This window comes from Acinetobacter harbinensis (assembly GCF_000816495.1).
GTDB classification, from domain to species: domain Bacteria; phylum Pseudomonadota; class Gammaproteobacteria; order Pseudomonadales; family Moraxellaceae; genus Acinetobacter; species Acinetobacter harbinensis.
Window position 1 is genome coordinate 666158 of record NZ_JXBK01000001.1, and the last position, 13573, is coordinate 679730.

12 protein-coding genes and 4 tRNA genes are annotated in these 13573 nt (G+C 44.1%); 11 read left to right on the forward strand and 5 right to left on the reverse strand.

Translation table 11 applies throughout. The features are described 5' to 3' along the window. Positions 1–19 precede the first annotated feature (19 nt). The gene (locus tag SE27_RS03115; RefSeq protein ID WP_039620775.1) at positions 20–940 is read left to right on the forward strand and encodes a DMT family transporter; all 921 of its coding nucleotides are present in this window, start codon (positions 20–22) and stop codon (positions 938–940) included. Positions 941–955: 15 nt separating this feature from the next. Here SE27_RS03115 and coaE read toward each other — a convergent pair whose 3' ends face one another. The 4 genes from coaE to pilB are packed head-to-tail and all read right to left on the reverse strand — an operon-like array spanning position 956 to position 5390. Continuing rightward, on the reverse strand, positions 956–1546 hold the full coding sequence (gene coaE, locus SE27_RS03120) for a dephospho-CoA kinase (protein ID WP_039620777.1): 591 nt from the start codon (positions 1544–1546) through the stop codon (positions 956–958). Between the two features lie 14 nt (positions 1547–1560). Continuing rightward, on the reverse strand, positions 1561–2421 hold the full coding sequence (locus SE27_RS03125; protein WP_039620779.1) for a prepilin peptidase: 861 nt from the start codon (positions 2419–2421) through the stop codon (positions 1561–1563). Next, positions 2422–3648: a type II secretion system F family protein gene (locus SE27_RS03130; RefSeq protein WP_039620781.1), complete on the reverse strand. Its 1227-nt coding sequence runs from the start codon at positions 3646–3648 to the stop codon at positions 2422–2424. Between the two features lie 29 nt (positions 3649–3677). Continuing rightward, on the reverse strand, positions 3678–5390 hold the full coding sequence (gene pilB, locus SE27_RS03135) for a type IV-A pilus assembly ATPase PilB (RefSeq protein ID WP_039620783.1): 1713 nt from the start codon (positions 5388–5390) through the stop codon (positions 3678–3680). A gap of 281 nt (positions 5391–5671) precedes the next feature. Here pilB and tpiA point away from each other — a divergent pair, with 281 nt between their 5' ends. From tpiA to SE27_RS03185, 10 genes are all read left to right on the forward strand, one after another. Beyond that, positions 5672–6463, forward strand: coding sequence for a triose-phosphate isomerase (gene tpiA, locus SE27_RS03140; protein WP_039620785.1), 792 nt, complete (start codon positions 5672–5674; stop codon positions 6461–6463). Between the two features lie 13 nt (positions 6464–6476). Continuing rightward, on the forward strand, positions 6477–6806 hold the full coding sequence (gene secG / locus SE27_RS03145; RefSeq protein WP_039620787.1) for a preprotein translocase subunit SecG: 330 nt from the start codon (positions 6477–6479) through the stop codon (positions 6804–6806). Positions 6807–6859: 53 nt separating this feature from the next. Further along, a tRNA-Leu gene (locus tag SE27_RS03150) sits at positions 6860–6944 on the forward strand. Positions 6945–6990: 46 nt separating this feature from the next. Next, positions 6991–7067: transfer RNA gene (locus SE27_RS03155), tRNA-Met, on the forward strand. A gap of 72 nt (positions 7068–7139) precedes the next feature. Then, positions 7140–7216: transfer RNA gene (locus tag SE27_RS03160), tRNA-Met, on the forward strand. A 91-nt stretch (positions 7217–7307) separates the two neighbouring features. Next, positions 7308–7384, forward strand: a tRNA-Met gene (locus tag SE27_RS03165). Between the two features lie 211 nt (positions 7385–7595). After that, entirely contained in the window at positions 7596–8120 is a 525-nt protein-coding gene (gene rimP, locus SE27_RS03170) for a ribosome maturation factor RimP (RefSeq protein ID WP_039620789.1), read from the forward strand. A gap of 39 nt (positions 8121–8159) precedes the next feature. Then, on the forward strand, positions 8160–9644 hold the full coding sequence (gene nusA / locus SE27_RS03175; RefSeq protein ID WP_039620791.1) for a transcription termination factor NusA: 1485 nt from the start codon (positions 8160–8162) through the stop codon (positions 9642–9644). Between the two features lie 10 nt (positions 9645–9654). Then, entirely contained in the window at positions 9655–12369 is a 2715-nt protein-coding gene (gene infB, locus SE27_RS03180; protein WP_039620792.1) for a translation initiation factor IF-2, read from the forward strand. Beyond that, positions 12369–12779 carry a ribosome-binding factor A gene (locus tag SE27_RS03185; RefSeq protein ID WP_039620794.1) on the forward strand — a complete coding sequence of 137 codons (411 nt, stop codon included), beginning with the start codon at positions 12369–12371 and terminating at the stop codon, positions 12777–12779. Before infB ends, SE27_RS03185 begins: the two co-directional genes overlap by 1 nt. 407 nt (positions 12780–13186) lie before the next feature. On the opposite strand, the gene SE27_RS03190 is transcribed toward SE27_RS03185, so the two are convergent. Continuing rightward, the gene (locus SE27_RS03190; RefSeq protein ID WP_039620796.1) at positions 13187–13564 is read right to left on the reverse strand and encodes a Na+/H+ antiporter subunit G; all 378 of its coding nucleotides are present in this window, start codon (positions 13562–13564) and stop codon (positions 13187–13189) included. Positions 13565–13573 lie beyond the last annotated feature (9 nt).

A 13573-nucleotide genomic window follows, 5' to 3' on the forward strand; every position in this document is an offset into this window, starting at 1 on the left:
ATTTTAAAGGTTATTGGTTATGTCACCGCGGTCGCAAGGCTATCTTTTTGTCGCCATTACCATGGTTATTTGGGGTGGATTCACTTTAAGTTCGCGTTTAAATGCGCAGTGGGGGATCAGTGCTTGGGATATTACCGCACTGCGTTTTGCACTGGCGTTTTGTATTTTAATGCCTATTTTAATCTACAAAAAAGACACCGCTTTTTTATGGCATAAAGAGCCTTTTTTATTGGCGATGATTGGTGGGGTCGGTTACTGTCTCACCTCTTACACGGCATTTCATTATGTGCCGGCTGCGCACGCCGCTATTTTTCTCAATGGCTTTGTGCCGCTGTGTACCGCCGTTGCAGCTTGGCTGTTGTTTAAAGAGGCTTTCGATGGACATACTTGGCTGAGCTTGCTGATTATGCTGAGCGCCGTCGCTGGCATGAGTGTCTTAATGTACCAAGAAACCGGCGTGGCCTTTGGCCTCGGTGATGGACTATTTTTTATCAGCGCCATTTGGTGGGGCGTTTTTACGGTGTTATTGCGGCACTGGAAACTCTCCGCTTGGCATTCCATGGCCGGTGTCGCCATTTGGTCTGCCATCGTCTATGTCCCCATTTATATGCTTTTTTTACCGAAAAATCTGAGCACACCGACTCCGATACATTTATTCGGACAGGTGATTTTTCATGGCATTTTTGTGGTGATTATCGCAACTTTGGCTTATGTCGAAGCCATCAAGCGGCTTGGTGCGTTTAAAACAGGCAGTATTGTTACCCTTGCGCCGTTTATGGCGGCTATTTTGGCCGTACCGCTGTTGGGTGAGCCGTTAAGCCCAGCAATTATGTGTGGCCTACTCGGTATGGCTTTTGGTGCCTTACAGCCGTGGCGTTGGTTGATGCATAAAGACAGTTTACAGCAGCGACTAGAGCAACAAAAAAAGCAGTCTAAATGACTGCTTTTTTAATTGTTAACGCTGTAAGTAGGCTTGATGCAGCGGCTTGAGTTGATCATACAAATATTCAAGATGACCATCATTGAGCACAATATCATCGGCCAAAGCGCGCTTTTGTTGTCGCGGCATTTGTACCTGAATAATTTGCTGAATTTGCGCAATCGACTGACCATCGCGTTGACCGGCACGCTCAATTTGTAAAGCCTCATCGGCATCAATCAATAAGGTGTGATCGGTGAGTTGATGCTGATTGGTTTCAAACAAAAGCGGGGAGACCAGCACCACATATGGACTGGTCGCACTGTTGAGCTGATGAATAATTGCTTGGCGAATCGCCGGATGGGTGATGCGCTCTAGCGTTTTGCGTGCATTGCTGTCATTAAAAATCTGTTTACGTAGAGCCGCCCGATTAAGCTCACCATTGTCTAATAAAATCTCATCCCCAAAAGCGGCATGAATTTGCTGTAAGGCGGGTTGATCTTTTTCAACAATGTCACGTGCGATAATATCGGCATCTACCACCGTAATGCCTTGCTGTTCAAACCATGCGCTGGCCGCAGATTTACCACTGCCAATACCACCCGTTAAGCCCAAAATAAAATGCATGGATTTCCTTAATCTTATTGACCCAAGTAGGCTTTCATAATCGGCTCACCCCAAATAAAGGCAATCCAACCGGCAATGGCAATATATGGGCCAAAAGCAAAGGCTTTATTTTCCTTGCGAATTTTCAACAAAATAATGCCAATGATTGCACCCACCAACGATGAAAGCAGCACAATCAGCGGCAGCATCAACGGCCCCATCCATGCACCTAATGCTGCCAGCAGTTTAAAGTCGCCATAGCCCATGCCTTCTTTGCCGGTCACAATTTTAAACAGGTAATAGACAATCCATAAACATAGGAAGCCAATAATATAGCCCCAGATTGCAGCCGTAGGCGAGGTGTAAATTGCATAACTATTGACTGCCAACCCCAAAGCGGCCAAGGTTAAAGTGTAACGATCGGGCAGCAGTTGAGTATCGAAGTCGATAAAGGTTAATGCAATCAAAGTCCAAGTCAGTAGCAGGCCAAATAACATTTGCAGACTGGCACCAAACACGAGGGCAATCACCAAGGAGCAAATGGCGGTTAATAGCTCAATTAACGGATAGCGAATACTGATCGGGTTTTGGCAACTGGCGCATCGACCGCGCAATATTAACCAACTGAAGACGGGAATATTCTGATACCAACGAATCGCGCTGTGACACTTTGGACAGGTCGATGCCGGTTTGCTCAAGGTTAATTTTGATTGATCAATCAGTGCTTGTTCAGGATGCAATAACATCTGACAGTCGTGCCGCCATTCTTGTTCCATCATCTTCGGTGTGCGGTAGATCACCACATTCAAAAAGCTGCCGATACATAAGCCCAGCAGCCCCACTGCAATGTAGAGGGCTGTGGGGGTTGCGATAAAATAATTGATTAATTCTTGCATTTAGACCACAGAACCCATTTGGAAGATTGGTAGATACATGGCAATGACCAAACCACCCACCAGCACGCCCAGTACGGCCATAATCAACGGTTCCATCATCGAGGTTAAACCATCTACCGCATTATCAACTTCATTTTCAAAATAAGTGGCGACTTTATCTAACATATCTTCCAGTGAACCCGATTCCTCACCAATGGCGACCATTTGTACGGCCATAGAGGGGAATCGATTGGTGACGCGCATGGCAAATTGCAATTGTTGACCGGTAGAGACATCTTCACGAATTTTCATGACTGCTTCTTCATACACACAGTTGTTGGTGGCACCTGCGGTCGACTCCAAAGCATCAATCAGCGGTACACCGGCAGCAAAGGTGGTGGCTAAAGTTCGACTAAAACGTGCAATAATCGATTTATAGATCAAATCACCAAAAATAGGTGCTTTGAGTGCGGCTTTATCGAGAAAATCTCGAAATTTTTTACTGCGTTTTTTGGCTTCCATAAAACCGGCAATCATAAAACCAATCGCAATAATTAAAATGAACCAATACTTTTGCATCCATTCCGACATATTGACCACCATTTTGGTAAATGCCGGTAAATCTGCACCAAATGAGCTAAACAAATCTTGGAAAACAGGCACCACTTTGACCATCAAAATAATGGTTACAATTAAGGCCACAACCACGACTGCAGCTGGATATTTCATGGCTTTCTTAATTTTTTGCTTTAACAATTCACTTTTTTCTTTGTAGATGGCCACGCGATCGAGCATGGTCTCTAACGCACCGGACTGCTCACCGGATTCAACCAATGAACAAAAAAGCTTGTCAAAATACTGTGGATATTTACGCAGTGCACCGGCGAAAGTATTACCGCCTTCCACTTCGCCTTTAATCCCCAACACCACTTCGCGCATCGACGGATTTTCCAGTCCTTCAGCGACGATTTCAAAACTTTGTACCAAAGGTACGCCGGCTTTCATCATCGTGGCCAATTGACGGGTGAAAATCGTGATATCTGTTGTGGAGACCTTTTTTTTCATTAAGCCTTCAAGAATATTTTTGCGCTTTTCTCGAATGGTCTTAATGGTAATGCCTTGCTTACGTAAGGTCACTTTGGCCAGCGCCATATTACGTGCCGGTAATTCCCCTTTAAGTTTTGCCCCTTTACGGTCAATCCCTTCATAAGCAAAGGTGGGCATCATTTGTGCTTTTTTAACCGCCATGAATTTATCCTTATTTTTAAATGCTTGCTTTATTCACTGGTCACACGATTGACTTCTTGAAGAGAAGTTACCCCTTGCATGACCTTGATTAATCCTGAACGTCGTAAATTATTAAACCCCAATCTTGCCGATGCTGCTGCAATTTCAATTGCATTGCCATCTTCCATAATAATTTTTGAAATTTCAGGTGTGACTTTCATTACTTCATAAATCCCCACGCGACCTTTATAGCCTTCGCGGCATTCTGCACATCCCACAGGTTGATACACATGAAAATCTGGATCTTTGAGATCTTCTGCGGTAAAGCCCATTTCCAATAAACTGCTGTCTGGAATATCTGCCAGTTCTTTACACTGTGCACATAAGCGTCGTGCTAGTCGCTGCGCAATCACCAAGTTGACCGAAGTTGCAATATTAAACGATGGCACGCCCATATTGCGTAAACGGGTTAACGTCTCGGGCGCACTGTTGGTGTGCAACGTCGACATCACCATATGGCCGGTTTGCGCCGCTTTAATGGCAATTTCGGCAGTTTCTAAATCTCGAATCTCACCGACCATTACAATATCTGGATCTTGACGTAAGAAAGATTTTAACGCCGCAGAGAAGGTCAGGCCCACTTTGGCATTCACGTTTACCTGATTAATGCCTTCTAAGTTAATCTCGACCGGATCTTCCGCGGTTGAAATATTGATATCTTCACGGTTGAGAATATTCAGACCGGTATACAGTGAAACGGTTTTACCTGAACCAGTCGGTCCAGTGATCAGCAGCATGCCTTGAGGTTTATCCAAGGCCTGCATAAATAATTCTTTTTGCGCAGGCTCATAACCTAAGGCATCAATCCCCAGCATAGCGCTGGAGGGATCTAAAATACGCAGAACTAATTTTTCACCAAACAAAGTTGGCAATGAGTTAACACGAAAGTCGATGGCTTTGGTTTTGGAGAGTTTAAGTTTAATACGGCCATCTTGAGGGAGGCGCTTTTCAGAAATATCCATTTGCGACATTACTTTTAAGCGTGAAGCTAAACGTGTGGCCAACTGTAACGGTGGGTTGGCAATTTGACGCAGTACACCATCGACACGGTAGCGCACTCGATAGCTTTTTTCGTACGGTTCAAAGTGTAAGTCGGAGGCGCCCATACGAATGGCATCAATCAGCAATTTATTAATATATTTAACAATTGGTGCTTCATCTGCCTGTTGTTCATTTTCATCATCTTGTTTTTGGGTTAAGTCTTCGACGCCTAAATCTAAATCAATGTCGTCATCAGAAAATTCAAAGCTGTCAGCTTGGGCAAAGTTGTTTTCAATTAATTTTTGTAAGATGTGGTGTTCTACAATCACCGCTTCAATGTTCATTTTACTGCTGAAGCGAATTGCATCCATCGCATCCATATTGGTGGGATTGCTGGTGGCGATATACAGTAAATTGCCACGTTTAAAAATCGGTAAAATGCGATGCTTATTAATCAGCTTTTCATCGATACCTTCACGAATGATTTGAGCGGAATCGTAAACACTTAAATCAAACAGCGGCTCACCAAATTCTTGTGAAATTTTCTCGGCAATTTGCAGTGAGGGAATTTTTAATTGATCAATTAGGAAAGGCACAATATCTTGATTGGCTTTTTTGGCGTCTATGATTGCATTCTGCATATTTTCAGCAGAAACGAAGCCCTCTTCAACCAAACGTCGAATGAAACCTGTAAATCTAGGTGAACCGTTCAATGCTGCCATGCTTTCATATGCCTACTAAATCGATTTGTTTATAATTGGTATCTTTAAATTATACTTTTGTTCGATAAAAATACCAAATCTGAAAATGCCGCCATCTGCTTAATATTAGGTAAAACTTTGAACCAGTCGTAATTACAGGTGAAGGTTTTTGCTGCACTCATTAGAGCATGGATGATAAAAAATAAAAATGGAATAAAGGGCCTGCGAAAAATTATCTAAACCCACTTAAATTCCGTGTAGAATATGCGCGGTTTATTGAATTGTTTTTAATAGGTTACTGTATGTCGGGTTCGGCTATTACTCCTTGGGTTGTCGGCAATTGGAAAATGAACCCAATGCAGGCAGAGGCTCAGGCCTTGGTAAGTGGTTTTAAAAAATTATTGCAAAAGAATGAAATTAAACAAGAAGACTGTTATTTGGCGGTCGCGCCCACTTTGCTGGCTCTGGCTGAAGTTCAAGCACAGTTGGCAGATTCAGTGCGCGCAGTTTATAGCGTCGCACAAGATGTCTCAGCTATTGCCGGAACCGGTGCCTATACCGGTGAAGTCAGTGCTGAATTGTTGGTGGATCATCGTATTGAATGTGTCTTGATTGGACATTCAGAACGCCGCGAAATTTTTGCAGAAACTCCGGCCATGCTCAATGAAAAAGTTAAACATGCACTCAATGCAGGTCTAACCGTTATTTACTGTGTCGGTGAGAGTTTAGCGCAGCGTGACAATGGTCAAGCAGAGCAGGTGGTATTGCAGCAAATTTGTGATATTGCCGCGGTGGTGACTGCGCAGCAATGGCAGAAGGTGGTGGTGGCGTATGAGCCGATTTGGGCCATTGGTACCGGTAAAACTGCATCCCCAGCAGATGCGCAAGCCATGCATGCTAAAATCCGCCAAGGGTTGACCCAAATTACCCCGTTTGGCCCGAGTATGGCCATTTTATATGGCGGTAGTGTTAAAGCTGAAAATGCAGTAGAGTTGGCGGCCTGTCCAGATATCAATGGTGCGCTGGTCGGTGGTGCATCGTTAACTGCTGAATCTTTTTACGAAATTGCTCAGGCATTTGCAAATACAAAATAATTAGGAGTTCAGCATGCAAACTTTTGTGCTGGTAATACATATTATCTTAGCCGTTTTAATGATTGTCTTGATTCTGGTGCAGCACGGTAAAGGTGCAGATGCAGGCGCATCATTTGGTGGTGGCGGAGCAGCAACGGTGTTTGGTGCTTCAGGTTCCGCGAATTTCTTAACACGCTTAACTGCTGTTTTAACGGCACTATTTTTTATCACCAGTTTAAGCTTGGCCGTGTTTGCCAAACGACAAACCACGGATGCCTATAGCTTAAAGTCAGTACAAAGCACGACTACTGCACCGGCTGCGTTGGGTGAAACTTCACCAGTTGCACCAAAAAGCGCAGAATAAGGCGATTTAGTCCTTTCTTTTTGCAGATGATACGACTAGAATGCGACACAGCTGCGGTGGTGGTGGAATTGGTAGACACGCTACCTTGAGGTGGTAGTGCCTTCGGGCGTGGGGGTTCAAGTCCCCCCTTCCGCACCAACTTGTAATCCAGAACATAAGTTGGTGTGTGCAGCAAATCTGTTGATGCGGGATGGAGCAGTCTGGTAGCTCGTCGGGCTCATAACCCGAAGGTCGTTGGTTCAAATCCAGCTCCCGCTACCAATACTATTTAGAGGTAAACTAAATAGGTCATTTAAAATATATTTAAATGATGATTGAATTTTTACAGGTCGATGCGGGATGGAGCAGTCTGGTAGCTCGTCGGGCTCATAACCCGAAGGTCGTTGGTTCAAATCCAGCTCCCGCTACCACTTTTGATTGAGGTGCAACTTAATCAAGCAATCTTTGAGAAGTTTTTGATTGAAAACACTCAGTGAATTGTATATAATTTTTGCACGTTGTTGCGGGATGGAGCAGTCTGGTAGCTCGTCGGGCTCATAACCCGAAGGTCGTTGGTTCAAATCCAGCTCCCGCTACCAAGTTTCTAAAAGGCTCACAAACATGGTGGGCCTTTTTGCACAGTGGACTTTGGTTTTTCTGTGTACACAGGGGCGATTACGCCCTTTTTTATTGGCTATCGTGTAGTGTCGACATCCATTGGTCAAATTGTCATGTTTCACTACTAATATAGTTGAGTTAGTCTGAACTGGTCACATTGACCATTGAATCGCACAACAATGACGAGAGTAAATGAAGCTATCAAATAAAACCCAAGCACTTCAAGACCTAATCGCTCCTGCAGTGCAAGCTTGTAATGTAGATCTTTGGGGTATCGATTTTGTTCCTCAAGGTAAACGTTCTTTATTGCGTATCTATATTGACAAAGCCAACCAAAACAACACGCAACCTGTCATGAATGAAGAAGGTGAGCTTGTAGAAGGTCAAGGTATTGGCGTACAAGACTGTGTTCGCGTAACGCAGCAAGTAGGCGCAATGCTTGATGTCCATGATCCAATCTCGGGCGAATATTCCCTTGAAGTCTCTTCTCCGGGCTGGGATCGTCCATTCTTTCAATTGAGCCAAATGCCAGCTTATATCGGACAACAGATTGCTTTACGTCTAATTAGCGCGGTAGATAATCGTCGTAAATTTCAAGCGAAACTCATTGCAGTGGATCTTGAGACTGAAATGATTCAAGTTGAAGTCGATAACCAACAGATACTTGAAATAGACAGTCATAACATCGACAAATCCAATTTGATCTATCAAGATTAATTCATTCCATAAATAAGAATCTGAACGAATAGGTGACTTATGGCTCGTGAAATTCTTACCGTAGTAGAAACGGTTAGTAACGAAAAAGGTGTAAGTCGTGATGCAATTTTTGAAGCGCTTGAACAAGCTTTAGTTGCCGCGACGAAAAAGAAATTTTACGAAGGCACTCACGCAGAAGAAGCAGAGTTACGTGTTGAGATTGATCGTAAAACTGGCGATTACCGTACTTTCCGTCAATGGGAAGTGGTGGCCGATGAAGATCATGAAATGCCCGCGTGTCAGGATGCAATTTCTGACTTAGACCCTGAACAGTGGTCAATCGGTGACATTCGTGAACTTGAAGTTGAATCGATTGATTTTGGTCGAATTGCAGCACAAATTGCCAAACAGGTGATTGTGCAAAAAATTCGTGAAGCGGAACGTGCGCTGATTGCAGACGCGTATGAATCTAAAGTCGGTGAACTCATCTACGGTGAAGTGAAAAAACAAACCAAAGATGGCTTTATTATTGACTTAGGTGAAAATGCTGAAGCCTATCTTTCACGTGAAGAGATGATTCCAAAAGAGATTCTTCGTCCTAAACAACGTATGAACGCTATTTTATATGGTGTGAATCGTGAAGGTCGCGGCGCACAGTTATTGTTAACTCGCGCACGTCCTGAAATGTTGATGGCGTTGATGAAAAAAGAGATTCCAGAAATCTCTGAAGAAATCATCGAGATTAAAGCCGCTGCCCGTCAACCGGGTGTTCGTGCTAAAATCGCGGTGAAAACCAACGATCATCGTATTGATCCTGTTGGTGCATGTATTGGTATGCGTGGTACACGTATCCAAGCCGTGCAATCAGAGTTAAATGGTGAGCGTATTGATGTTGTGGTGTGGTCGGATGATCCGGCGCAGTACATCGCCAGTGCTTTAGAGCCGGCTGATGTATCAAGCATCGTGATTGATGAAGATGCTCATAGTGCCACCATCATTTTCGCAGCGACCGATCAATTGGCGCGTGCCATTGGCTCACAAGGTCAAAATGTCCGTTTGGCGTCTGAATTAACAGGCTACAAATTGGATATGATGCTCGAAGAAGAGTTTTATGCGCGTCAACAAAATGAAGCTCAACAGTATTTAGACATGTTTGTAAGTCGTCTAGATATTGAAGAAGATTTGGCGATGGCTTTGGTTGAAATGGGCTTTACTTCTTTAGAAGAAATTGCTTATGTTCCAGCTGAAACATTCGATGAAATTGAGTTAGATGAAGACACTGTTGAATTATTGCAAAGCCGTGCAAAAGAAATTACATTGGCCGATGCTTTAAAACAACAAGAAAACATCCAAGATCCAAGTGCAGAACTTGTTGCAATGGACGGAATGACTCAGGAAATCGCGTATGCACTCGCTGCTCGCGGTGTGGTAACAGTAGATGATTTGGCAGACCAAGCGACTGACGATATTGAAGATATTGAAGGTTTAGGTGCTGAAAAAGCAGGCCAACTCATTATGAAAGCGCGCGAATCATGGTTTAACTAGGAGGAAATATATGACGGACAAGTCGATTAAAGAGTTAGCTCTCAGCGTAGCAAGTCCAGTTGAGAAGCTCCTAGAGCAGGTTCGTGATGCAGGTTTACCGCAACGTAAAGCTGATGATATTATTTCCACTGAACAACAAAGTACCCTCGTTAGTCATTTGAAGAAAATTCATGGCCAAGACGATGGGCATGCAGGAAAAATCACGTTGAAACGTAAAACAACCAGTACTGCTAAAGTAGCAAGTACCTCAGGTAAGGCGAAAACCATTAATGTAGAAGTTCGCAAGAAGCATACATTTACCAAGCCGGACCCTGAACAAATTAGAGCTGAAGCATTGGCAAAAGCACAAGGTCAAAAAGTTGCAACTACTGCAGCAGTTGAACCGAAAGCGGCTGCATCTGTAGATGCCAACAAACAATCAGGCGTATCGAAAGCGACACAAAATTTAGAAGCAATGCGTGCGGCTGCAAAGCAAGTCACTGCAAAGCAAGAAGTTTCTAAAGCTGCTGTTGTGGTAACGCGTAAATCCAATAACAAACCGATTGTTAAACAAACGGTTAAAATCACTGAAACCGCAGAACAAAAGAAAGTACGTGAAGCGCAATCTGCTCAATTAAAAGCAGTTGAAGAAGCAGCACGTCGTAAATCAGCGGAAGAAGGTCAACAACGTACGCTTGAACAAATGCGTCAAATGGCTTCTAAGTACACGGCTGAAGATACCACTGCGACCATTCGTGTCGTGGATGATTCTCCGTTGGCTGCTGGCCTTGTGGGTCAGGCGTATGAAGATTCATTTGCCAAAGAAGACCGTGAAATTAAACGTGGTAGCAATACCCCCAGCACGCGTGCACCGAAGAAAGGCGGACGTCGTGGTCAAGAAGAAAAATCGTTTAGCAGTAACCAGCATAAACGTGGCTTAAAAACCAGTCAGTCTGATAAGCATGGTTTTGAAAAGCCGGTGAAGAAACAGGTTTATGATGTTGAAATTGGTGAAACCATTGTTGTTGCCGATTTGGCACAAAAAATGGCCATCAAGGTACGTGAAGTTATTAAATCGCTTATGAAAATGGGCGAATTGGTTACGCAAAATCAAGCAATTGAGCAAGATGTGGCGGCACTTGTGGTTGAAGAAATGGGTCATAACCCAGTTCGTGTATCTGATACACAAGCCGAAGATAACTTAATGGAAGCGGCTGAAGAAGCGCGTGGCGTTCAAACCACTCGTGCACCAGTTGTGACGATTATGGGTCACGTTGACCATGGTAAAACCTCATTGCTTGACCGTATTCGTCGCACCAAAGTGGCAGCGGGCGAGGCAGGTGGGATTACCCAGCATATTGGTGCGTATCATGTAAAAACGGATAAAGGTATTATCACGTTCTTAGATACCCCAGGACATGCCGCGTTTACCTCAATGCGTTCACGTGGTGCAAAAGCCACTGATATTGTGGTGTTGGTTGTTGCAGCAGATGATGGTGTTATGCCACAAACTGCAGAAGCCATTGATCATGCACGTGCTGCCGGTACGCCGATCATTGTTGCCATCAATAAGATGGACAAAGAATCTGCTGATCCAGATCGCGTGATGACTGAATTGACCACCAAACAAATCGTGCCTGAACAATGGGGTGGTGATGTACCAATCGCCATGGTTTCAGCGCATTCTGGTCAAGGCATTGATGAGCTTCTCGATCTTATTTTAATCCAATCAGAAATGCTTGAATTAAAAGCCTCTGAAGAAGGTGCTGCACAAGGTGTGGTCATTGAAGCACGTGTCGATAAAGATCGTGGTGCAGTGGCGTCTATTCTGGTACAAAATGGTACGTTGAATGTCGGTGACTTGGTGCTTGCTGGTTCATCTTACGGTCGTGTTCGTGCGATGGTGGATGAAAATGGTAAACGCATTCAATCCGCGGGTCCTTCAATTCCAGTGGAAATTTTAGGTCTACCTGAAGCGCCAATGGCAGGTGATGAAGTTCTTGTTGTCAACGATGAGAAAAAAGCACGTGAAGTTGCTGATGCGCGTATGTCTCGTGAACGTGAAAAACGTCTTGAGCGTCAAAGTGCGATGCGTTTAGAAAATATCATGGCATCGATGGGCAAAAAAGATGTGCCTTATGTGAATGTGGTACTCAAAACTGATGTACGTGGTACGTTGGAAGCCTTAACGGTTGCATTAAGCGCATTGGCCACGGATGAAGTTCGCGTTCGTGTGATTGGTTCAGGAGTTGGTGCAATCACTGAATCTGACGTGACCTTAGCTGAATCTTCTGAAGCTGTATTGCTTGGCTTTAACGTTCGTGCGGATACTACTGCACGTCAAAAAGCAGATGCAGACGGCATTGATATTCGTTACTACAGCATCATTTATGAATTGATTGATGATGTAAAAGCGGCAATGAGCGGTAAGCTTGCACCTGAACATCGTGAGACGATTCTAGGTGTAGCGCAAGTACGTGAAGTATTCCACTCAAGTAAATTTGGTGCAGCTGCAGGCTGTATGGTACTTGAAGGTATGTTGCATCGTAATAAACCAATCCGTGTTCTTCGTGATGATGTGGTGGTGTTCCAAGGTGAACTTGAATCACTTCGTCGTTATAAAGAAGTGGTCGAAGAAGTTCGTGCCGGTATGGAATGTGGTTTAGCCGTGAAAGGTTATAAAGACATCAAAGCACTCGATAAAATCGAAGTTTATGATGTGCAATTGATTAAACGGAGTCTTTAATGGCGGGTAGTCAGCGTCTTAAGCGTATGGGCGATACAGTACAGCGTGAGTTGTCAGAACTGATTCGTCAAGAGCTTAAAGATCCACGCTTAGGTGGTCTGGTGACCATCTCTGCGGTGAAGGTTAGTGCAGACTTAGGATATGCCGAAGTTTATGTCACCATCATGGGTCGTGAATTGGGCGATGAACAAAGTGAAGTGGCCAATAAAGAAACTTTATTTGTACTGAATGGTGCTGCTGGTTTCTTACGTCATGAATTGGGTCGTCGTATTAAGACACGTGTCACGCCGCGTTTGCGTTTCCATTATGACAAAACCAATGCCTATGGTAACTATATGTTTGGTCTGATTGCAGAAGCAGTGAAGGACTTACCACCGGTTACTGATGATGCAAAACCAGAGAATGAATAATTAATACGGCGCAAGCTGTATGCCAAAAAGCCACCTTCGGGTGGCTTTTTTTATTTTGATTTAGCTGTTTTCAACAGGATTATGCTGCTGAGCTTAGCTGAAATTAAGAGAGGTTTGTTGATTGGCGCATATCTAAAATTTAGGATAAAAGTATGATTTATACGCCCTGCATCTAAGTCGAATAAGTGCATATAGTGATACATCAGAAATTGTTGAGCTTAAAAAGAGCGCATGGGTGAATGAGAATCCGAACCAAGCGCATTGTGTAGGCATGGTTGACGCGTAGTAGATTAGAATTTTTTATGCTCGATGTCATGGTTTTGAGCGTATTTGGATGGAAATTTTATCGCATCAAAGCAATTGCTGCTGCAGAGAATACAGGCCGCAACAGCGGCAGGGCAGTCATGTTATTTTTTTTGCACGGGACGACGTGTTCGGTGGCGCTGCCAAGGCAGAGGGCGTTCTAAAGCTTCCGGCACTTCACCGCCGGTAGAGCGTAAGCGTAAATGCAGCGCTGCTTGTGCCATCAAATTGGCGGAAACCGGTGCCGTAATAAAAACCAATAAGGTAATGAGAATTTCGGCGAAACCGAAACGGCCATTCATCGCGGCAAAAAGAATAGCCGCAATTAAAAAGCTGCCGAGACCCAATGTACTCGATTTGGTCGGGGCATGCAGTCGCATAAATAAGTCTGGTAGACGAACCATACCGATTCCGCCGACCAAAATAAAAAATGCGCCAATCAGTAAAAAAATAGAGACCAGAATTTCCATTACAAGTTGCATTGTGTGTCC